18 protein-coding genes are annotated in these 24,086 nt (G+C 31.5%); all 18 read right to left on the bottom strand.

Going from position 1 to position 24,086, the window contains the following annotated elements:
* Positions 1-11 precede the first annotated feature (11 nt).
* Positions 12-440 (bottom strand): MarR family winged helix-turn-helix transcriptional regulator, encoded by a 429-nt coding sequence (locus PTZ02_RS15225; protein ID WP_274228651.1) that lies wholly within the window; start codon positions 438-440, stop codon positions 12-14.
* A 192-nt stretch (positions 441-632) separates the two neighbouring features.
* A complete protein-coding gene (locus PTZ02_RS15230; protein ID WP_274228652.1) occupies positions 633-1,994 on the bottom strand; it encodes a DUF4179 domain-containing protein in 1,362 nt (453 codons plus the stop codon).
* The gene (locus tag PTZ02_RS15235; protein WP_274228653.1) at positions 1,994-2,542 is read right to left on the bottom strand and encodes an RNA polymerase sigma factor; all 549 of its coding nucleotides are present in this window, start codon (positions 2,540-2,542) and stop codon (positions 1,994-1,996) included. Before PTZ02_RS15235 ends, PTZ02_RS15230 begins: the two co-directional genes overlap by 1 nt.
* A gap of 330 nt (positions 2,543-2,872) precedes the next feature.
* Positions 2,873-3,676 carry a homocitrate synthase gene (locus PTZ02_RS15240; protein ID WP_274228654.1) on the bottom strand — a complete coding sequence of 268 codons (804 nt, stop codon included), beginning with the start codon at positions 3,674-3,676 and terminating at the stop codon, positions 2,873-2,875.
* Complete coding sequence (locus PTZ02_RS15245; RefSeq protein ID WP_274228655.1) at positions 3,661-4,692, bottom strand: homocitrate synthase/isopropylmalate synthase family protein; 1,032 nt, start codon at positions 4,690-4,692, stop codon at positions 3,661-3,663. The genes PTZ02_RS15240 and PTZ02_RS15245 overlap by 16 nt, the downstream gene beginning before the upstream one ends.
* 32 nt (positions 4,693-4,724) lie before the next feature.
* The gene (locus PTZ02_RS15250) at positions 4,725-5,033 is read right to left on the bottom strand and encodes a 2Fe-2S ferredoxin (RefSeq protein ID WP_202766952.1); all 309 of its coding nucleotides are present in this window, start codon (positions 5,031-5,033) and stop codon (positions 4,725-4,727) included.
* Positions 5,030-7,729 (bottom strand): nitrogenase cofactor biosynthesis protein NifB, encoded by a 2,700-nt coding sequence (gene nifB, locus PTZ02_RS15255; RefSeq protein WP_274228656.1) that lies wholly within the window; start codon positions 7,727-7,729, stop codon positions 5,030-5,032. The genes PTZ02_RS15250 and nifB overlap by 4 nt, the downstream gene beginning before the upstream one ends.
* 13 nt (positions 7,730-7,742) lie before the next feature.
* Entirely contained in the window at positions 7,743-9,083 is a 1,341-nt protein-coding gene (gene nifE / locus PTZ02_RS15260; protein ID WP_274228657.1) for a nitrogenase iron-molybdenum cofactor biosynthesis protein NifE, read from the bottom strand.
* Positions 9,084-9,161: 78 nt separating this feature from the next.
* Positions 9,162-10,526 (bottom strand): nitrogenase molybdenum-iron protein subunit beta, encoded by a 1,365-nt coding sequence (gene nifK / locus PTZ02_RS15265; RefSeq protein ID WP_274228658.1) that lies wholly within the window; start codon positions 10,524-10,526, stop codon positions 9,162-9,164.
* Positions 10,526-12,109: a nitrogenase molybdenum-iron protein alpha chain gene (gene nifD / locus PTZ02_RS15270; RefSeq protein WP_274228659.1), complete on the bottom strand. Its 1,584-nt coding sequence runs from the start codon at positions 12,107-12,109 to the stop codon at positions 10,526-10,528. The genes nifK and nifD overlap by 1 nt, the downstream gene beginning before the upstream one ends.
* A gap of 23 nt (positions 12,110-12,132) precedes the next feature.
* Positions 12,133-12,516 (bottom strand): P-II family nitrogen regulator, encoded by a 384-nt coding sequence (locus tag PTZ02_RS15275; protein ID WP_202766947.1) that lies wholly within the window; start codon positions 12,514-12,516, stop codon positions 12,133-12,135.
* 16 nt (positions 12,517-12,532) lie between these two features.
* Entirely contained in the window at positions 12,533-12,859 is a 327-nt protein-coding gene (locus PTZ02_RS15280) for a P-II family nitrogen regulator (protein WP_274228660.1), read from the bottom strand.
* Between the two features lie 134 nt (positions 12,860-12,993).
* Positions 12,994-13,815, bottom strand: a complete 822-nt coding sequence (gene nifH, locus PTZ02_RS15285; protein ID WP_202766945.1) for a nitrogenase iron protein — start codon at positions 13,813-13,815, stop codon at positions 12,994-12,996.
* A gap of 448 nt (positions 13,816-14,263) precedes the next feature.
* Positions 14,264-15,682 (bottom strand): pyruvate kinase, encoded by a 1,419-nt coding sequence (gene pyk / locus PTZ02_RS15290; protein ID WP_274228661.1) that lies wholly within the window; start codon positions 15,680-15,682, stop codon positions 14,264-14,266.
* A gap of 93 nt (positions 15,683-15,775) precedes the next feature.
* On the bottom strand, positions 15,776-16,735 hold the full coding sequence (gene pfkA / locus PTZ02_RS15295) for a 6-phosphofructokinase (RefSeq protein WP_274228662.1): 960 nt from the start codon (positions 16,733-16,735) through the stop codon (positions 15,776-15,778).
* Positions 16,736-17,148: 413 nt separating this feature from the next.
* The gene (locus tag PTZ02_RS15300; RefSeq protein WP_274228663.1) at positions 17,149-20,724 is read right to left on the bottom strand and encodes a DNA polymerase III subunit alpha; all 3,576 of its coding nucleotides are present in this window, start codon (positions 20,722-20,724) and stop codon (positions 17,149-17,151) included.
* Positions 20,725-20,865: 141 nt separating this feature from the next.
* The gene (locus PTZ02_RS15305) at positions 20,866-22,842 is read right to left on the bottom strand and encodes a methyl-accepting chemotaxis protein (protein WP_274228664.1); all 1,977 of its coding nucleotides are present in this window, start codon (positions 22,840-22,842) and stop codon (positions 20,866-20,868) included.
* 170 nt (positions 22,843-23,012) lie between these two features.
* Positions 23,013-23,969 carry a DNA-binding protein WhiA gene (gene whiA / locus PTZ02_RS15310; RefSeq protein WP_274228665.1) on the bottom strand — a complete coding sequence of 319 codons (957 nt, stop codon included), beginning with the start codon at positions 23,967-23,969 and terminating at the stop codon, positions 23,013-23,015.
* Positions 23,970-24,086: the final 117 nt, after the last annotated feature.

Below are 24,086 nucleotides of genomic sequence, written 5' to 3' on the forward strand. Positions count from 1 at the left end.
GATAAAGATTTTTATTCTAAATTTTCAATTACAATTTTCAAATAACTCTCTAAAAGACTTTTTTCCTGGGAACTTAATTCTTTTGTTGCTCTAATATTAACCTCTCTACTTACTTTTTCAAGCTCATCTACATGATACCTAGATTTTTGGGTTAATAACAAATAATAACTCCTTTTATCCATTGGATTTTTTATCTTTTCTACCCATTCATTATGGATTAGCCTATTTATAACTGAAGACATTGTTGCTTTATCTAATCCTACTCTTTTTCCTATTTCTAAAGGGGTTAGTTTTTCTATGTCTCCATCAACCTCTTCAATAGTATAAATATCCTTAACTATGCTCCATTGAACATATGTTAATCCAATACTTTCAAGTTCATTGTTCATTTTATTTCTTATTAACTTTGATGCTTTATTTATTAACTTATCTATATCCATTTCCTTCTCCAATTAGTTAGTATACAAACTAATTTAATTATAGAATGTGCCGCTTAGTTTTTCAAGTATATAGGGTTTTTTATAGGAAACTTAATTTATTCATGTTTTAAAATATCGGTTTCTGGACATTTTTAGGCATGAATAAATTATTAGTTGAACTTAAAACCCTGTATAACTAAGCGGCACTAAAAATTATATATCTAACTTAATCTCATCATATAATTTTACTGAACTTTCTAAATCATCACATTCTATTATATAATTTTTATCTTGTGGTAATACCTCATCAAATATCATAACATTGTCTCCCTCTGAGCTATCACCTGCATAGCCACTATATTCTTTTCCAGTATCCTTATCTCTAATTGTATTAAGAGTTGCTAATGCACCATATTTAAATCTATAATGTACCTTTGTTTTATTATCAACTATTTCTATTTTATCTATTATCAAATCCCCAAATTTGCCTAAACTTACTTTAGTTTCTCCATTTAAATTTAAAGGTGATTGGATTCTTTTTATTCTCTTCCTATCCATTTCTTTTATATATGGAATAATAGTAACTGATTTTGTATTCTCATATGTTTCTCTATATTTAAAAGAATAATAGTATACTCCATCATTTCCTGCACCACTACCTGATTTATCTGCTAACTGTCTACCGTTATTATCAACTAATAAGAATTTAACCCCATTCCCATATTCAGGATTATCTCCTTCTTTGATAATTGGTGTAACAATATCTTCTTTTGATGTCAGTTGTATTTCAGTATTTATTGGAGTTAAGGTTACATTTGTAAGCTTTGTACCTTTACCTAAATTGCTTAAATCTTTATTTAGTGCAAATTCCTTTACCTTACCATTAACTTTTTCATTTGTTACTTGAAAATTAAAACTCCATTTTCCTTTTATATCTCCAAGTAATTCTTTTATATTCAAGGTAAGTGTAAATTTATCAGGAACTTCTACATATCCACCTAAGAACATCTTGTCTTGCACTTCTTTAGGAACTTCATTTTTTGACACATGTAAGGTTTCAACTCCTACATAGCTCTTCTTATCTTCAGAAAATTGTCCCCCTCCACCTGAGCCAAAGGTAGTTATCTTTCCATCTATAGCTAAGTCCTTATCTAGTAGATGTGGTTCATCTTGCATAGGCTTCTCACTATCAACCTTATAGGCTATATTTAAATCCAACCCATCATATACAATGCTGGTTATTGTAATACTAACTCCATTATCCTCCTTAGTTATATTAATATCTGAAGCATACTTATCATAATTAGTGTATTGACCCCTATCTAGCAATTTAAATATTGATCCTATTATAGGAATATTTTGTGCATAAGTAGGCATAGCAAACCCAAAGGCCGTAAGTACCCCAACACTTAATATTACTCCTGCTGCAACCTTATATATTCTTTTGGATTTTCTTCTCTTCTCTGGTAAATCCATTAAAGTTAAATCTATTTTATTTTTTATATTATCTGGTGTTTTAATATTAGCTTCATTAATTTTACGCTTGATTATATTATCAATATAATCTTCCTTCATCATAATTCCACCTCACCATCTTCCTTCATAATTTCATATAATTCTTTTCTTGCCCTTGTGAGCCTGGACCTTACAGTTCCTTCAGGTATACCAAGTATCTTTGCTATATCTTTTATAGAAATATCTTCATAGTAAAATAGCAAAGTTACTATTCTTAAATTTTCAGTTAATCCTTCTATGGCTCTTGTTATATCAATATTTTCATAAGAATCCATATGGTATTTCTCTGTTTCTATTTCATATATAGATACCAATTTTTTATTCTTTCTTATTATTAGATTACTTTCATTTATCAAAATTCTTATAAGCCAAGTTTTAAAGTATTCATCATTTTTTAAAGTAGATATCTTTTCATATGCCTTAATAATAGTATTTTGTATTGCATCCTCTGTATCTTCTTCTAACTTTAAAATACCTTTAGCTACCCTATATAGAGTTACTTCGTGCTGTTTTATAACTTTTATAAAAGCTTCTTTATTACCTTTTTTCATCAAATCAATATTTGATTCTTTTTTTGCTCTGTATTTCAAAAAAGGTATTGTCTGCATTACTTTTCCTCCAATCTGTAAAACCTTAGCTAAGTTTACATCTATTAGATGCATGAATTTGATAAAATGCTCCCAATAATGGAAACTTATTTAACTTAATAAGAAAATATAGTTAGTGCACTAACTATATTTTCTTATTAGTTTACATATATATAAATATTAACACTTAAATTTGGACAAAAAAAGAGCACCTTTCGGTGCAAATAAGTTGAATCAGTTGCCATATGACTCTTAAATAATCTAAATTGCTATGAGAATTTTTAATTTCTAAAATCCCCATAACATTCATATTATAGCCTAAAAATGGCAACTATATTTGTTAACATTCTGTTAATTTTTATAAATGCCTAGTTTTTTAAACATAATTTCTTCTTCTATTATATCTAAAGACACTTCATTTAGTGGATTAAATTCCTTAATTACCTTAAGAAATTTCTGAAGTGAACAGTTTCCAGCCCTCTCTCCTATGCCATCAACCGTGCAATCTATATACTTTACTCCATTTTTTGAGGCCTCTATGGAATTAGCTACTGCCATTCCAAAATCATTATGTGCATGCATTTCCAAGTCCATTTCTGTATTTTTACTAATCTTATTTATGATTAAAGCCGTTTTTGATGGTGTTAATATTCCTACAGTATCAGCAAGTCTTACTCTATTAACTTCCATAGATTTTAAAATCTTCATCAGATGACACATAAAAGCTATATCTGCTCTTGAAGCATCTTCAAATCCAATGGTTACCTCATATCCTTTTTCTTTAACAAAGGTAACGCATTCCTTAACTCTATTTTCTACCCAAATATTATCTTTTTTTAATTTGCTTTTTATTTGAATTTCAGAAACTGGAACACTTATATGAATAATATCAGGATTACATTCTACTGAATGAACTAAATCTTTTCTATTTAATCTATTCCACACTGATATTTTTGAAAACTTTCTATCTTCTAGTATTTTGCATATAGACTTTTTTTCAATATTCCCCATAGCAGGTATACCAGCCTCTATTTGATAAATTTTATTATTATCCAATATCTTTGCAATATTCACTTTATCCTCAGGAGAAAATGCTATACCTGCCTTTTGCTCTCCATCTCTTAAGGTTGTATCAACAATTAATACCTCATCCATGGTATATACCCTCCTGCTAGTTTACATATATCTAATATCTCATTATCACTTAGAGATCTCTCTTTTCTAGAACTATCTAATCTTATGCTTTCCAATATATTTGGAAGTGTATCTTCATTTAATTCTATTTTTAATTGTCCTAATTTCTTTTTTAATGCTGTTAATCCTGAATGCTTACCTATAATTAAATGTCTTTCGGTTCCTATTCTTTTAGGATTATAGGGTTCATAGGTTTTAGGATTCTTAAATATTCCATCTGCATGTATTCCTGATTCAAAATCAAATATACTGCTCCCAATTATAGGTTTGTTATTCGAAGGTTTCTCCTTTGTTATACTTTCTATTAATTTTGTTGCTTTAGGTAAAAGTGTTAAGTTCCCTTGAAATTTATCATTAAATATAAATCTTCTAGCAGCTAATACTTCTTCAAGAGGACAACCGCCTCCAATTCCTCCATAGATTGTACTAACACATCTTCCACCATACACTAGCCATTCTATAGCTATAGCTGATGCACAGCCATAGCTATTACCTGGACATAGACTTAAATCTTCACCAAAGAACTCTATTAATTTCTTATATACTGCTTTATAGTCATACAGCATAATATTATCTAAGCCTTTTATCGTAAATCCACTTACATTTCCTCTAAGTACCGCTATATCTTTTAAGGAATCAATTTTTGTTGCATCTGCTATTTCAATTTCAACATGAATCTTTCTCACTGGTTCTTTACTATTTGAGAACATAATATAATCATGGACTATTAGCTTGAAATCATTATATTCTTTTATATCTAAGTTATTTTTTATTATTAAATGTTTATTCTTACTTTTTACTGATGGTAATGCAAGATATAATATTTCTTGGCTTACCTCAAGACAATCTGTTCCAATGTTATTTAAAATAACACTTAACTCTGTAATTTCATTTAAGTTATTAGCTATTTTGTCACTATATAACTCCGAAAGGGTCACTAGAGTTTTATCTATAATTTTAATATTTTTCTTTTTCATGACTATTTCCCCTTTCTATTGCTTAATTTTAATTATATTAATAGCCTTTCTACCTTTTGTCCACCTTCAATATGCTCTTCCATAATGTCAAACACATCATCTGGTGTTACTCCACCATACCAAGTCCCTTCTGGATACACTACAACTATAGGACCTTTATCGCATATTGCGAAACAACCTGTATTTGTTATTATTACTTCTGATGATAAATCTCTTTCATCTACCTCTTCCATAAATCTTTGTATTACATTAACTGAATCCTTTGAGTGACAAAAACCTTTTTGTGTTCCATTTATCCTGCAGCTAGCACATACAAATATATGATATTTAGGGCTTATCATACTATCTCCTCCTTAATATTAGATATCTCTTTTTCTTTATTTTTGATTAAAACTTCTTCTGCTGCATTTTTAACTGCTTTTTCAATTCTTTCATAGGTTATAAATACTTCAATTCCTTTGCTTTTTAGTTTATTCAATGGCATATCACCAATTCTAAGAGCTAGTACTCCATTACAATCCTCAATAGCTCTCATTATTTTTGTTATTTTATCTTCCTCATCATCACACTCTTCTACTCCATTACAGTATTTATCAACTTTTCTTTTTTCAATAAGTGATACTATTTCATCCTTGTATTCATAAATATAAAAATCTGATACATGTCCGAAATGCTTATCAACTAACATGCCACTTTTGGATGCTACTGCAAATCTTAGTGCAGGTTTTTCAATATTTTCTTCTTCTTTTGATGCAAAATTCCTAAACTTAATAGATTGATCATTCTCTAAGGTACCAATTGCATCTGCTCTACATTGCTTACAATGATACATTTGCTCAATATGCTCACCACATTTTTTCCTTAAATTCATCAATTCTACATTACTAACCAAAGGCATGTCTTCAAATACACTTCCTTTTACAGGTATCAGCTGCATTATATTAGTAATAGTTGCTCCATATTCTTTTACTTTCTTAACAACCTCTTCTATATGTTCATCATTAATACCCTTTAGCATTACGATATTAATCTTGCATACAATTCCTTTACTGGTTAAGAACTTAAGTCCTAATAGTTGATTATTTAAAAGTATTTCTGCTGCTTCTTCTCCTATATATTTTGTTCCTAAGTAATCTACATACTTATAAACCTTTGCTCCTATTTTAGGATCTACTGCATTTATTGTTATGGTCACATGCGTTACTCCAAGCTCTACTAAGTCATTTGCATAAAAAGGCAACATAAGTCCATTGGTTGAAAGACAGAAGGTTACATCTTTATCGTAATTCTTAATTAATTGAAGTGTCCTTTTAGTTTGCTCAAAATTAGCTAAAGAATCTCCAGGTCCTGCTATTCCTACTACTGTTAAATTATCCATCTTTGATTTAACATATTTATATTTTTCTAAGGCTTCAATAGGTGATAAGATTTCTGTAGTTACCCCTGGTCTACTTTCATTTGGACAATCATATTTTCTTAAACAATAGTTACAGCTAATATTACATTTTGGTGCTATAGGCAAATGTATTCTTGCATATTTATGAGCTGACCCACAACTAAAACATGGATGTGTTTTTGTCTTTTCTTCTATACTTATTTTTGTTTCCTCCTGAACAGCTTCAAATTCAATTTCTATATTTGATTTTTTCTCCATAACCTTCCCCTCCTCTTTGTAGAACTTATCATAAATGCTTTTCCTGTACCTTTTTTCTTTTGCCTCTAAAATAGAATTAGTTATACTATCCATCAGCTTTATTGACCCTTCATAAGCTAAAGTCATAAGTCTCTGTCCCCCAATCCTATCATGTATAGGGAAGGACATTCTCACTAATGGTATCCCATGCTTTTCTTCAATTCTTCTGCCATCGGAACTTCCTATCATTAAGTTTGCATTTAGTTCTAGTGCATACTTTTCTATATTTTTAAAATCCGTATTATCTAGTATCTTATATTCTCCAGCAAATAATTTTTCAGATAGCTCTTTTAATTCTTCATCTAATAGTTCCTTAAGTTCTTGACACTTGCTCCCTGTTGCAAGTAATACTGGCATTGAACCATTCTCTAAACATAACCTTGCTGTTGAATATACAAAGTCTGGTTCTCCATATATAACTACCCTAGCCTCAGCATTATATTTATGAGAATCAATCATGGCATCAATATATCTTCCCCTTTGTTCCTTATATTTCTTCGGTATCTCTCTACCAGTTATTCTTTGAAGTAAATTAATAAATTCATCTGTATCTCTTAGCCCTCTAGGAATATTTAGTCTATAATTTTTTACTCCAAAAGTATCTTCTAAGTATCTTCCTGCTGAGTACTCTTCCTTTATTAAGGTGGATAACTCAATAGTAGCCTTGGCCCCTGCCATTAGAGCTATATCATTTATAGAGGTTCCTCCAGAAGGCAGTCTGTTATACTTTTCTTGACGTGGAGCATCTAGATTATCTGCTATATCAGGTAAAAGTATATAGTCTATTTCAAAAGCTTCTAATATTTCTTTAAGTTCTCTTGTATCAGCTGGACTAATGGGACTAGTTATTATATTAATCTTATTATTTTTCTCTTCATTCATCTCAGTATTTTCTACAATTGCTCTTAATGCTCTAAAATATCCTTCATACTGACTTCCTCCATATCCTGGCGAAGGTACTGGTATTAACTTAACCTTTGAACTATCATGTGTTTCATAAAATGTCTTAGATATTCTAGCCACATCTTCTCCTATGGTTTCTGCCAAACAAGTAGTAGCTATTGCTATAACTTCAGGATCATATAGCTTAATTAAGTTTTCTAGCCCTTTAATAAGATTCTTTTCTCCACCATAAACTGTGCCCTGTTCTGTAAGGGAAGATGAAGCAATATCTATGGGCTCATTATAATGAGTTGCCATGTGCCTTCTAATATATGTGCTGCACCCTTGAGAACCATGGAGTATTGTCATAGCTCCTCTTATCCCATAGAAAGCATTAACCACACCCATAGGCATGCACATATTACAAGGATTAACTGTTAAATTTACATAATCTTCTGCCATACATATCACCTCTCTATTTTGTATACTTCCATACAGGACTGTTGATAGTAAGATTTATCTCCTTAGCAAAATTAATTGCTCCTATAAAACCTGCTAAAGGATGTTTTCTTTCATGATTGTGGTCACAAAAAGCAACTCCAAGCTTATAAGCTAGTGGTCTTTCTTTTACTCCACCAACCAATACATCTGCTCCTTTTTCATTTATAAAGTGCTCTAATTCATAAGGATTAGCATCATCCAATATAACTGTCCCAGGCTTAACTAAACTGCTTATAACTTCATAATCCTCTTTTTTACCTGTCTGAGTTCCAACTATAACTGTTTCCATTTCTAGTTCTTCAAATTGCTTTATTAACGATATTGCCTTAAAGCCTCCACCTACATATATTGCTGCCTTTTTTCCTGCTAGGTTTTTCTTATACTTATCAAAAATCTTATCCATTTTACTAACTTCTTCTTCTATGAATTCTTTTGTTCTTTTTATAATTTCATCATCTTTTAAAGCATTCGCAATATTCATTAACGAGCTTACAGTATCCTCAATTCCAAAAAAACTTACTTTTATATAAGGAACTCCCATTTCGTTTTCCATTCTCTTAGCTAAATAGGTCATAGAGCCTGCGCATTGTACTATATTAAGCTCAGCTCCATCAGCCCTTTTAAGTTCTTCACACTTTGCATCTCCAGTTATTTGAGAAACTACATTTACTCCAATACTTTTTAGGTAGTCTTTTATTATCCACATTTCACCGGATAAATTAAAATCCCCTAGAATATTTATTCCTTTTACCTTTGGCGACTTTTCTCTCCCGATCAAATCCATAAGTGCATTACAAGCTGCTTTATATCCCATGGATTTATGGCCTGCAAAGCCTGGAGATTTTACCGGAATTACAGGTATTCCATATTTTCTTTCAGCCCCTCTACACACAGCCTCTACATCGTCACCAATAACCCCTACAATACAGGTTGCGTATACAAATATAATCTTAGGATTATGTTTTTCCATTATCCCTTCTATAGCTGAAGTAAGTCGCCTCTCACCACCAAAAATTATATCTTTTTCTCTTAAATCTGTAGAAAAGCTATTACGATATAACTCATCTCCACTAGAAAGACTGCCTCTTATATCCCAAGTGTAACTAGCACAGCCTATTGGACCATGAACTATATGGAATGCATCCGTTATTGGATTAAGTACAACCCTGGCTCCACAATATACACAAGCTCTTTGACTTACTGCTCCAGACACACTCTCACTATCACATTTCATTGAGTTTCCATGATTCTTATCTTTACAGAAAATAAAGTCTTTTCTTTCTTCCAATACTTCGGGCAATGATTTTAGCTCCATATAATTCCCCCCTTAACTAAAATAAAAAGAAGGATTCCCAAGGTTGACTTTCTCCCTTGAAAATCCTTCAAAACTTAATTACATTACCATTTCCATATCTTCATCTGCACAATCTCTATCTTGTCTATCCATTAATGCGTTAAGCATTAATTCAAGTAGTCTCATAGCACCCTTATAACCTACCATTGGCATATATGAGTGTATATATCTGTCTATAATTGGGAAACCAACTCTTACAAATGGAATATCCTCAGCTCTCGCTATGTATTTTCCATGGGTTCCCCCTAATAGTAAGTCTACTTTATCATTCTTTAACCATTGATGTAATTCAAAAAGATCTGCTGCGGCTTTTGCTGTACATCCTTCTACATTGAACTTATCAAATAGTTCTTTAGCCGAAGCCTCAAATGCAGCTCCTGGAGTTCCTGTAATAACATATTTAGGAATCATTCCTAGTTCTAATGCGAATATAGTTAATCCTAGTACAGTATCTGGATCTCCGTATATAGCAACCTTCTTTCCATGTAAATAAGGATGTGAATCTACTATAATATCAACTAATTGACCTCTCTCTTCCTCTAACTCGTATGGCACTTCATTTTTAGAGAATTTTGATAACTCCATAACAAAATCATCTGTCCCTTGTATTCCAATAGGTAACATGTACGTTTTATATGGAACACCGCATTTCTTTTCTAGTTGACTTGCTCCTTGCTCTGAAGCAAAATCTCCTAGAGCTAAAGTTAAATCACTGTCCCCTAGCTTGATTATATCTTCTATCTTAGTTCCACCCTTTGGATACATATCATAGGTCCCTGTCATTGGAGCATCTAATACTCCACTTGTATCTGGAAGCATAGTAAATTCTGTTTTTAACAGTTTTAATATTCTCTTCATTTCTCTCATGTCACCAGGATTTGTGAATCCAGGAATGATGTTTATCTTTCCATTCGATACTCCTGTTGATACTGAAAGATATTTTATAAATCCAGTAACCATATTTGAAAAACCTGTTACATGTGAACCTACATAACTTGGAGTATTTGTATGAACCATGTATTTTCCTTCTGGTACTGTTATTGATTGAAGAATTGAGCCTAAATCATCTCCAATAGTTTCTGACAAACAGGTTGTATGAACTGCAATTATATCTGGATCATAAATATCAAAAATATTTTTTGCAGCAGTTCTTAAATTACTTCCTCCTCCAAAAACTGAAGCTCCTTCTGTAAATGATGAACTTGAGGCTATTGCTGGTTCCTTAAAATGTCTTGTTAAGTACATTCTATGAAAAGAACAGCAACCTTGTGAACCATGACTATGTGGCATACACTTATGAACTCCTAAAGCAGCGTACATAGCTCCAACTGGCTGACATGTTTTAGATGGATTAATTCTTAGTGCTTTTCTTTCAGATACTTCTTTTGGTGTTAAATCTAACATTACGCCTCACCTCCTACAGTTCCCTCTAAGGTTGGTTCAGTTTTCCATGGAGCTATTGTATAATTCCATGCTGGAGTATATATTCCCATTGCTATATCCTTTGCAAAATTCACTGCACCCTTGAACCCTGCATATGGTCCACTATAATCATAGGAATGTAGCTGTCTTGATAATATACCACCTTTTTGTGCTACGAATTTATCTTTGATTCCTGAGAAGAATATATCTGGCTTAAGAAGTTTTAAGAATTCTTCTGTTTCATAATGATTTAAATCATCTACTACAACTGAACCCTTATCCATCTCTTTCATCATACCTTCATAGTAGTCTAGTGGAATTTCTTTCTTTAATTCTTCATATTGTTTTTCTGAAAGATATACCTTAAATTTCTTTTCATCTTTTTCAACCTTCAATTCCTCAATGTTTTTAGAGTCCGCATCAATTTTTATTGATGGAAGTACTTCACGTCCCTCATAATCATCTCTATGAGCAAACTCATAACCAGCAAGTACAACACTCATTCCCAAATCCTTTAATAACTTTTGGTAATGGTGAGATCTTGAACCTCCTACAAATAGCGCTGCAGTTCTTCCCATTAATTTTTCTTTATAATAATCCATGTCATCTTTAATATCTTCAATTTCTTCAGCTATAACTTCCTCAGTTCTTTGTATAAGCTCTGGATCTCCAAAGAATTTAGCCATATCTCTTAAGGATTTTATTGTTGATTTTACGCCTATGAAATTCACCTTTATCCAGCTAGTTCCATACTTTGTCTTAAGCATTTCACCAATGTAGTTTATGGATCTATGGCATTGAACCACATTTAAGTCAGCTACATGTGCATTTTTTAGTTCTTCAAAGCTTCCATCTCCAGTCATAACTGATACAATATCATAACCTATTTTCTTAAGCACTCTGCTTATTTCCCAACCATCTCCGCCTATATTGTATTCACCTAAAATATTAATTGCATACTTCTTAGGTACATAATTACCGGTTCCTATAACATTCTTTATAAGCCCGTTATTTGCAATGTGGTGACCGGCAGATTGTGATACTCCTTTATATCCTTCACAGGAGAAAGCTAATACTTTTATTCCATACAACTTCTCTGACTCAGCTGCTACTGCATGGATATCATCTCCTATTAGCCCAACTGGGCAAGTGGAACATATCATAACTGATTTAGGATTGAATATTTCTACAACTTCCTTAATTGCTTGTCTAAGCTTCTTTTCTCCACCAAATACTATATCACTTTCCTGCATATCAGTTGAGAAGCAATATTCTAAGAAGTTTTGAGTATTTTCATCACCCTTACCTTTGTGTCTTCTTGTTCCCCAAGAATAAAACCCACATCCAATAGGTCCATGAGTTATTATCGCTACATCCTTAAGCGGACCTAGGACAACCCCTTTACAACCTGCATAACAACACCCTCTATTGGTCATTATTCCTGGAATAGTTCTAGCATTGGCAGTTATTTCTTGTGTGTCATCTTTTATTTCTATCAAATGTGCTTTTCTATTTTTAAAGACCTTAGCACTATAATCATCCAAAACCTTATCTAACGTACTCATGAAATCACCTCCAAATATTTTATTTATATAGCTTCATCTCCAGCTTCTTCGTTTCTTATTCTATATGCCTCATTAATTGGTATGATAAATATCTTTCCATCTCCAGGATTACCTTGAGAATTTACGTTAATAATTGTATCTACTACTTTTTTTACATCTTCATCCTTAACTATTAGCGTAAATAATCTTTTAGGTATTAACCTTCCAACTTCAGATATATTTTCAGCCATTGGAGAAACTGGAACTTCTACTTGCATTAGTAAACTTTCAATTAATGTTATATCAATTGATTTTTTCCCTCTTCCAAGTACCTTTCTGCAAGTAAAGGAAGGAAATCCAGCTTCTGCAAGAGATTCTTTAGTTTTATTCACTTTGTTTGATCGAATAATTGCCATTACTTCTTTCATTTAACATCTCTCCTTTTTATAAGCCTTCTTTTCCACTGCTAATTGTAAAAGCAGTCTCTACAGGAGATACAAATATTTTTCCATCTCCAAACGCTCCCTTTTCTCCAGTTCTAGCATTTTTCATAATTATTTTTATTACGTCATCTTTATCTTCATCTTTTACTACAAGTAAAATCATTTCTTTTGGAAGTTCATCATAATAAATATCTCCAACTTTTATCCCCTTTTGTTTTCCTCTTCCGAACACGTCCATCTTAGTAACTTCAGGAAATCCAGCTGATAGAAGTTCTGAAAGGACTATCCCTACCCTATCTGGTCTTAAAATAGCACGAACCATTAACATATTAAGTACTCCCCCTTATATTTATAATTTGTAAATATTGAATTTTCACCTAGATTCATGGTATACTTTTATTGCAAATTTTATTTTGTAGATATGCTTTAAAGTTTTCGTAGGCTTTTGCATATCTTCTTTTTTTATATATCCATTAAGCCATATTCCATTAATATCTCTTCTAATCTATCCTGTGACATTGGCTTAGGAATTACGAACAACTGATTTTCGTCTATTGCTTTTGCTAAAGCTCTATATTCATCTGCCTGATCTGCTGTATCATCAAATTCTATTACTGTTTTCTTATTTATCTCAGCTCTTTGCACCATATTATCTCTAGGAACAAAATGAATTAATTGGCTTCCAAGCTCTTTAGCAAATGCTTGTAATAGGTCTAACTCTCTATCAACTTTTCTGCTGTTACAGATTATTCCTCCTAGTCTAACGCCACCAGTGTTTGCATACTTTTGAATACCCTTAGCTATATTGTTAGCTGCGTATAGTGCCATCATCTCACCTGATGCAACTATATATATTTCTTGTGCTTTTCCTTCACGAATTGGCATTGCGAAACCACCACATACAACGTCACCTAAAACATCATAGAATACATAATCTAAATCATCTGTATAAGCACCTAGTTGCTCTAGCATATTGATTGATGTGATTATTCCTCTACCTGCACATCCAACTCCTGGTTCTGGTCCACCTGATTCAACACACTTAATTCCACCAAATCCTGGCTTTAATATTGAATCAAGATCAACATCATCACCTTCTTCTCTTAAAGTATCAAGAACACTTTTTTGAGCAAGTCCTCCTAGTAGTAATCTTGTAGAATCTGCTTTTGGGTCACATCCAACAACCATTATCTTCTTTCCCATAGTTGCAAGTCCTGCTGTTAAGTTTTGTGTTGTTGTTGATTTACCAATTCCACCCTTCCCATAAATAGCTACTTGTCTCATATTACCTTCCTCCTCTTAAAAATAATATTTATCTATAAACTCTCCCAACTATGTGGAAGAAATTTATATATATTATATTTTTTTCTATAATAGGGTAAATAAAAAAGAAGTCCTCAATTTAGTAAAATACTAAAATTGTAGACTCCTTTGTCTTTACAAAACAGACTTCCTTGCCCAATTATATTTTTAATAATAATTTATAGTTTTTAAGCAATTTCTATTAACGATAGTCATATATTTTTGTTTTTTTCTCAAGAATTATTTATATTTTTTATGCTAACACATAATTTTTCCATTTACAATAGATATTTTTCTAATTTTTTTATTAGTTTTTTTGTTAAAATTACAAATATAATATTAATGCCAATGTAAACATTTATATAACTTTCATATTTTTTTATAAAATAAAAGCTGTCACAAATATTTTGTGACAGCTTTTCTATAACAATTATTCTACAACACTAACTTTTAATAGGTTTGTAGTTCCTATGTTTCCTGCAGGAACTCCAGCAGCTAACACTACTGTCTCTCCTTTATTAACCATTCCAGCTTGTTCTACTACTTGAACTGATTTATCCATTATATCATCAGTTGAAGTAAGTTTTTCAGAAACTAATGGATAAACTCCAAAGCTTAACGCTAATTTCTTAGCAACAGTTTCACATGGAGTAACAGCTATTATTGGGCAATCTGGTCTACATTGAGAAATTCTTCTTGCAGTAGCTCCTGATTGAGTTGAAGATATTATAGCTGCAGCTTTTAATTCATGAGCAGCGTTACAAGCAGCTCTTGAAATAACTCCTGCTATAGCTGGAATATGTTTCTTAGCTGTAGATCTAGCCATTTCATAGCTTAATTTCTTTTCAGCTTCTATAGCTATTTTAGCCATAGTTTCTACTGCTTCTACTGGCCAGCTTCCATTAGCTGATTCTCCAGAAAGCATTATTGCATCTGTTCCATCTAATATAGCATTAGCTACGTCTGAAACTTCCGCTCTTGTTGGTCTTGGATTTCTTATCATTGAGTCTAACATTTGAGTTGCAGTTATAACTGGTTTGCAAGCAGCATTACATTTTTCTATTATCATTTTTTGAACTGCTGGTACCTTTTCTATTGGAATTTCAACCCCAAGGTCTCCTCTAGCAACCATTATTCCGTCAGAAACTTCGATGATTGAATCTATATTGTCAACACCTTCTTGGTTTTCTATCTTTGAATATATTTCTATTTCGTCTCCGCCATTTTCCTTTAATATTTTTCTTATAGCTAAAACATCTTCAGCTTTTCTTATAAAGGAAGCAGCAATTAGATTTACACCTATTTCACAACCAAATTTTAAATCACTTGCATCTTTTTCTGTCATTGCTGGTAACTTAATTGATACTCCTGGAACATTAACTCCTTTATGAGTACCTACTAAACCTGTATTTTTAACAACACAATCGATTCTATTGCCTTCTACAGATTTAACTTCTAGTCCAACTAAACCATCATCAATTAATATGATGTTTCCTGGTTTAACATCATTTGCTAATCCTTCATAAGTTACAGAACATTTAGTAGTATCACCTACTACATCTCCACCAGCATATATAGCGAAGTTTGATCCAGCTTGTAATTCAACCTTGCTTGGTTCAAATTTTCCTGTTCTTATTTCTGGTCCTTTAGTATCAAGTAATACAGCAATTTGCTTGTTGTATTTCTTAGCTAATGCTTTAACCTTGTTGATTCTTCCTGCGTGTTCTTCATGATCACCATGTGAGAAGTTATGTCTTGAAGCATTCATTCCTGCTTCGATAATTTTAGAAAGTATTTCGTCACTTTCACTTGCTGGTCCAATTGTACAAATAATTTTCGTTTTTCTCATAGATAACATTCCTCCGTTTTCTTTTTCCAAAATGCATTAAATAATAAAAATAAAAAATAAATATTTAAAAAGCTCTAGGCTCTTAAACCAAAATTAATTTGATAGTGCTTCTGATATTTTAAATAATTCGTCATCAAATTTTCTTTCCATAGCTAAAGCTTCATCTATATCATCATCGATTACTTGATTGTTTCTTAATCCAATAACTCTTGCTGTTTTTCCTTCTAGTAAAACTTCAACAGCTCTATGTCCAAGTCTAGATGCTAGTACTCTATCAAATGCTGTTGGACTTCCACCTCTTTGAATATGTCCTAATATAGTTGCTCTAGTTTCTATTCCAGTTATTTCTTCAATGTATTTAGCTAGATCATCTGCTCCGCCAACACCTTCAGCAACTAGAATTAAATTGTGCATTTTTCCATCTTTTTTACCTTCAAGTATTTGTCTGCATAATTCATCTCTGTCAAAGCCTTTTTCAGGTATTATTATTGATTCTGCTCCACCTGCAACACCAGCGTATAAAGCTAGATCTCCACAATTTCTTCCCATAACTTCTACAACTGAAACTCTTTCATGAGAAGTTGAAGTATCTCTTAGTTTGTTTATTGCATCTAAAACTGTATTTAATGCTGTATCAAAACCTATAGTGAAATCAGTATAAGCAAGATCGTTATCTATAGTTCCTGGAAGTCCAACTGTTTTAACTCCTAGTTTTGATAAAAGTTTTGCTCCAGTGAAAGATCCATCTCCACCTATAACAACTAATGCATCTACTCCATAAGTCTTTAGTATTTTAGCTGCTCTTTCTCTAACTTCTTCCTTTTTAAATTCTAAACATCTAGCTGTTCTTAAAACTGTTCCACCTCTTTGAATTATATCTGAAACTGAACGTCTATCCATTGGAGTAAGTTCTCCATTAATAAGACCTGCATATCCTCTTTGTATTCCTACTACTTCTAGTCCGTTATGTATTGCTGTTCTTGCTACTGCTCTTATTGCTGCATTCATTCCTGGTGCATCTCCACCACTTGTTAATATAGCTATTTTCTTCATTTTATTTGCCTCCTTATACTTAAGGGACGCACAAAGTCCCACATATGTTAAATTTTGCCCACCCATTGTACAAAAAAATTATTGATCATATTTTTTCCACAATATAATGTCTAATATATAAATTTCTCCAAAATTCCTAAAAAATCTACACATACTGAGTCAAATATATTTTACTTAATGTTTGAATTATTTTCAAGTTATTTTCATATAATTTAAAATGTTTTAACACAAAAAAATTTTTTCACTAGTTTCATTAACTATATTTTATCCAACCCTATACTTTATTATGAATAAGTAATATTTAAATAAATTTATTTTAATTCAATAAATGTAATATTATTCTGTCTTGTGTAATCTTTGGTTAATAAGATGATAGATGCTATATTACTCATATACCATCTATCCTTATCTTATTATTCAACTAACTTTACATTATCTTCACCAAATTTTTTCCTCAAATATTCAAGTGCTCCTTTTTCTGTATCAACCCAAAGTTCTCTCGCTAGTCTATAGCTTTGTCTCTCTTTTGCCGCAAATATATAAAGAGGTGTTTCACCTTTAAAATCATTTAATAAAATTTTTAATATCTTATTAATCTCTCTAGCTTTTTCCATATTTTCAACTTTCAAATAAATCTTATCTGAATTTATTTTTTCTAAAGGTGTTATATCTTCACAGAGTAACTTAGGAACATCTTCTTCACTAATACTTACCCTTCCTCTTATAACAACTAACGAATCTGTATTTATTAATTTATTTACCTTTTCTAGAGTTTTGGGGAATACAATAACCTCCATAATTCCTGTTAAATCCTCTATCTTAACAAATGCCATCATGGTATTATTTCTAGTTACTTTTCTGCTTACTTCACTAATTATTCCGCCTATTACTACTCTTGTCCCATCTTCTATTCCTCTATTACTTAAGCTTTCCATAACAGGATTTATTTCAGTATCCATGCCTTCTTCTAGTGTCTGATTTGTAGCTAATATCTTATTTATGGTGGTTGTAGTCTGTTGATTTAGACTTTCCTTATAATCATCTAGTGGATGACCGCTTAAGTATAACCCTGTCATTTCTTTTTCCATTGCCAATATATGATTCTTCTTAAATTCATTTATTGGAGGATAATTTACTCCTGGACTTTCAATTTTTTCTTCTAACCCAGAAAAAAGATTTATTTGCCCATCTATATTTCGCTTTTTATCTCCTGCTATAGAATCCATTACTTTTTCGTATACTGCAAGCAATCTAGATCTATAAACTTTAAATCCGTCTAGAGCCCCTGCTTTAATCAAACTTTCTACCGCTCTCTTATTTATAGCTGAAAAGTCTTGCTTGCTTATAAAGTCTTGAAGTGATATATAGTTACCTTTTTCTTTTCTTGATTTTACAATTGATTCAACAACGTTATAGCCTACATTTTTAATAGCAGCTAATCCAAATCTAATTGTATCTCCCTTAACAGTAAATTTCGAAAAACTTTCATTTATGTCTGGAGGTAAAACTTCTATTCCAAAGCTTTCAGCAAGGTTTATATATGAGGCAACTTTTTCATTAGCTCCCATTATAGAATTTAGTGTTGCTGCAATGTATTCTACTGGATAGTATCTCATTAAGTATGCTGTTTGATATCCTACAATGGAATATGCTGCTGAGTGACTCTTATTAAATGCATAACTAGCAAAATCCATCATTTGATCAAATATTTTATTTCCTGCTTCTTCAGATATTCCATTTCTTATACATCCAGGAACTTCAACATTTCCATTTTCATCTGTAATTCCAAATATAAAATTCTTTCTTTCCTGCTCCATAACACTATGTTTTTTCTTTGACATGGCTCTTCTAACCATATCTGCACGTCCTAAAGAGTACCCACCGATCTTCCTAACTATCTCCATAACCTGTTCTTGATATATCATTACACCATAGGTTACATCAAGTATACTCTCTAACTCAGGTGTTATATAGCTTACTTTATCTGAATGTTTCTTATTTTCAATATATCTAGGTATTTGAGCCATTGGGCCTGGTCTATAAAGAGCATTTCCCGCTATAATATCTTCCACTGAATCTGGTTTTAATTCTTTTAGAAAGCTTATCATTCCTGGAGATTCAAATTGGAATACACCTACGGTTTTACCTTCTCCAAACATCTTAAAAACTTCTTTATCTTCCAAGTCTATCTTATCTACATCAATATCTACGCCTCTATTTTCCTTAATCATCTTAATAGCATCGTTCATTACAGTTAAAGTTCTAAGTCCTAAGAAGTCCATCTTAAGTAGTCCAAGTTCCTCTAAGGTATTCATATCAAACTGAGCTACTATATTATCTTCATTTTTCTGTAATGGAACATACTCCACTAGTGGTTTAGATGCGATAACAACTCCTGCTGCATGAGTAGATGAGTGCCTTGGTAATCCTTCTAAGTCTTTACTTACATCAATAAGATTTTTAACTCTCTCATCACTTTCATATAATGCTTTTAATTCAGGATTTAAATCAAGTGCTTTTTCTATCGTAATTCCTAGCATTGTTGGAATCATCTTAGCTATCTTATCTACCTCTGCATAACTATAGTTCATAGCTCTTCCCACATCTCTTATGCAGGCTTTTGCAGCCATTGTTCCAAAGGTAATTATTTGTGATACATTTTTTTCTCCATACTTTTCTACTACATAGTCAATTACTTCCTGTCTTCTTTCGTAGCAGAAATCAGAGTCAATATCAGGCATACTTACTCTCTCAGGATTAAGAAATCTTTCAAAGATCAATCCATACTTTATTGGGTCAATCTTTGTAATTCCTAAGGTATATGCAACTATAGAACCAGCTGCTGACCCTCTACCTGGTCCTGTTGGAATACCATGTTCATTTGAAAATCTAATAAAATCCCAAACTATAAGAAAATAATCTACGTATCCCATTTGATTTATTACTTGAAGTTCATAATCTAATCTATCCACTAATTCTTTAGCCTTAGAATGGCTTTCTGAATAGACTTTTAAACCCTGATAATTATATGTTTCTATATATTCCTTGAATTCATCATATCTTTCAAGAAGTCCTTTAAAGCAAACATCTCTTAAATATTCGAAAGCATCCTGTCCTTCTTCTAATGGAAACTTAGGGAGCTTTGAATTATGAAATTCATAGTTAAAATTACACTCATCAGCTATCTTAAGTGTATTTTCTAATGCTTCCGGAACATATGAGAACATATCCCACATTTCTTCAGGAGATTTCAAATAAAATTGGTCTGAAGCATATCTCATTCTGTTTTCATCATCAACTGTTTTCCCAGTTTGTATGCATAAAAGTATATCATGGGATTTTGAGTCTTTTTGTTCTATATAGTGCACATCATTTGTCGCAATAAGTGGTATACCAGTTTCTTTAGAAAGTTTAATTAACCCCGCATTAACTCTCTTTTGTTCCTCTAACCCATGATACTGAAGTTCTAAGTAGAATCCTTCTTTAAATATATCTTTATAAATCAAAGCTATTTCTTTTGCTTTTTCATAATTTCCATTATTTAAAGCTGAACTTACTTCTCCTCCTAGGCATGCACTAGAAGCTATTATTCCTTCACTGTGCTCTCTTAAAAAGTCATGATCTACTCTTGGTTTATAATAAAAACCTTCGATAGAAGCTTGAGAAACTATTTTCATTAAGTTCTCGTACCCTACTTCATTCTTTACTAGTAACACAAGGTGGTGTGTATTATTTTCACTATCTACGTTTTTTATATGCATAGATTTTGGAACTACATATATTTCACAACCTATAATTGCTTTAATTCCAGCCTTTTGGGCTTCTTTATAAAAATTCACACAACCATACATAACACCGTGGTCAGTTATGGCTATGGACTCCATTCCTAATTCCTTTGCCTTGTTTATCATCTTAGATATTTTCCCTGATCCATCTAAAAGGGAATATTCTGTATGTAGATGCAAGTGACAAAATTTTCTCTCTTCCAATCTATCACTTCCTTTCTTAGAGTTTTAAACTTTTCATTTAAAACTCCCTATCTTCTATTTTAGACAAAAATCGTTACAATTAAAATACCTATTAAGCTAAAAAATCAGCCGAAGCTGATTTTTAATATAAAATGTCGCTATTTATACCTTGAATATATCTACATTTTCTTTCATTACTACAGTCATTTCATTTAGCTCTTGTGAAGTTGCATATAACTCCTGAGAGGATGCAGTCATTTCTTGTGTTGCAGATGAAATCTCTTCTGCTGAAGAAGATATTTCCTGAGAAATATTTGCTACTTCTATGCTTTTAATCACTATAGTGTCTTTTTGAGAATTAAGTAATTCGACATTTTCATTTGCTTTTTTTATTCTAGGAGCTATTTCTCTAATTGATGAAGATATTTCTCTAAATGCCTCCATAGAATCATTTATAGCTTCCTCTTGATCTTGAAGCTCATCGTTCATCTTTTCACTGGTTGTTGAAATACTATTTGTATCCTTTAATATATTTGTTGCTATGTTAAAAATGTTATCTGAAGCAATTTTACTCTTTTCTGCAAGCTTTCTTACCTCATCAGCTACAACTGCAAAACCTCTTCCTGCTTCTCCTGCTGAGGCTGCTTCAATAGCTGCATTTAATGCAAGTAAATTTGTTTGTTCAGATATTCCTTTTATCATCACTGTCATTTCATTTACTTTTAGCATATTGTTATTCATCAATTGTATTTTTTCGTTAAAATTATTAAATGTGCTTTTCAATTCCTTAAGACTATTTATTACCTTCTCCATTGAAACATTAGAATTATTAGCCTTATTATCAATTCCCTCTGTCATTCTATTTATGTTTTCGAATTGACTGGTTATTCCATCAAGGTCATTACTAAATTCATTAACCACTTCAACTATTTCTGATAATCTTTCTGCTTGTCCCTTACTTCCTTCTGCTACATTATTAATGGAATTTGCTACATTTTCAGTTGATGCCACAAAATCCACAGATGTATTTGATAGCACCTCTGATTTTTCGTCTATTATCGAAGCATTGGATTTTATTAAAGTAATTATATCTGAAATATATCCTTGCGTAGTTTCAATTGCCTTTTCAATTTCAGCAATTTCATCATTTCTTCTTAAATGCTTTTCCTCAATTTTAAAGGTTAAATCTCCATTCGAAAGACTTTCCACATGTTTTTTTATTGTCTTTAGCTTCTTTGATATTACATTTATTATTATAACTGCTACAATTGCTGCTAATATTAAAGCAATTACTCCTACCATGAGCAGCCTATCAGTCATGTTTCTTACTTCTTTTAGTATTCCTTCTTGATCTAAATATAGCCCAAAAGACCATCCTAATTCTTTTATTGATCCATAAGCTATCATATTAGTTTTTGCATCTTGCTTATAATCTTCTATACCTTCCTTACCTTTAACCATACTATTTTGAATTTTTACTAAATCACTACTGCCTATAGTTTGCCCAAAACTTTTACCTATTTTATTTTTATCTTTATATACTTCTATGTTTCCTTTTGAATCTATAATAACCCCAGTACCATTTTCCATAACATCTTTATTAACAATTCTATCAATCTCTGGTTCATATCTATTTACAACTAAAACTTTAGAAATACTTCCACTTGCCACTATTGGTACTATATATTGAAATACTATCTTTCCTTCAGAATCTACTCCTGCTTTTCTGACCACTCCTTGCCCACCTAATGCTCCCTTAAAAAAGTCCATATCATCTATTTGTCCAGTGGTATCATCACTAAAAGTAATTCTACCATTTAAATCTGCAATTCCAATTGAAATATGATCTTTTGATTTCTTTTGAGACTCTAATAGATTCTTAATTAGTTCCCAGGAGTCTCCATCCTTCAATATCTTATTATTGCTTATTCCCCACATATTTGTTAAATTCTCATTGATTAAACTATTAATACTATTAGTCTTTTCTTTACTTAATACCTGCAAATATCTTTTAGAATTTTCACTAATATTCTTCTTTGATTCACTCATAGCAATATACGATAATCCAAGTACTAATAAAATTATAATTGTCATAATTGGAACAAGAAGCTGCACTTTTATAGTTTTGCCAAATCTCATTTTTCATCCCCCAAGCTATACATAATAAATTACCAGAGTAAATTATTTATATTTCATTTGATTCTCCTAGATTGTACAATGAAAAAAAGAAAAAGTGCATGTAAATTATGCACTTTTAACCTTATTTAACTTGGCGTAACATTTTTCAACTAAATCTTAATATTGATTAATTAAAAAGATTTATTTTCTCTTAACTCTTCTGCAATCTTTTCAATTTTTCTAAGTCTATGATTTATTCCAGACTTACCAACTGGAGGATCAAGCATTTCTCCCAATTCTTTTAAGGATTCATCTGGATAATTCAATCTAAGCTCAGCAATTTCTCTTAAGTTTTGAGGTAATCTCTGTAGTCCAATTTGATTTTGAATTAACTTTATACTCTCCACTTGTCTCACTGCTGCATTAACTGTTTTACTTAAATTAGCAGTTTCACAATTTACAAGTCTATTTACATTGTTTCTCATTTCTTTCATTATTCTTATATTTTCAAGTTCTAACAAACAAGTATGCGCTCCGAGTATATTAAGGAGGTCTACAATTTGCTCGCCTTCTTTTATATATACGATAAAACTGTTTTTTCTTTGTATAACTTTGGAATTCAAGCTAAACCTATTAATTAATTTACTTAAATCCTTAGCATATTCTTCACTATGTGTAACAAATTCTAGATGATAAGTTTTTTCAGGATTAGATATACTTCCTCCACCTAAGAAAGCACCTCTAATATATGCTCTTGCCCTCTCATCCTCATTTACCATTTCTGGCTCTATTCCATAACTTAATGACATAACAGAATCTACTTCTTTAAATATTCCTGTTTCATACAACAAGCCTTTTACTCCCATCTCTTCTGTCATTACAATCATATATATATTATTCTTCTTTAAAGCATTCCCTTTCTTTACCATTAACTTTGAGTGTATATCAAAATGCTCCTTAAGAAGAGAAAAAATCAACCTTGCTGCGCCTGGATTTTCTGTAGTAATCTTAAAGCTTATTTGTCTTCCGCTAAAAGCTAAAGTACCACTTACTTTCATAATGGCTGAAAGTTCTGCTAACGCTTCTTCTCTTGTAACATCTTGATATCTGCATATTTCGCCTTTAACTTTTGATGAAAATGATGACATGGTCTCTCCTTTCAAAATATTATTTTTAACCACAAAAATATATTTTATTATAGCATAGAGGATTTTAATAAGGAATTCTCATTTCAAAAATTTTAATCAAGGGGACGTATTGTTTGC

Source organism: Clostridium sp. 'White wine YQ', from assembly GCF_028728205.1.
Lineage (GTDB): Bacteria > Bacillota > Clostridia > Clostridiales > Clostridiaceae > Clostridium_T.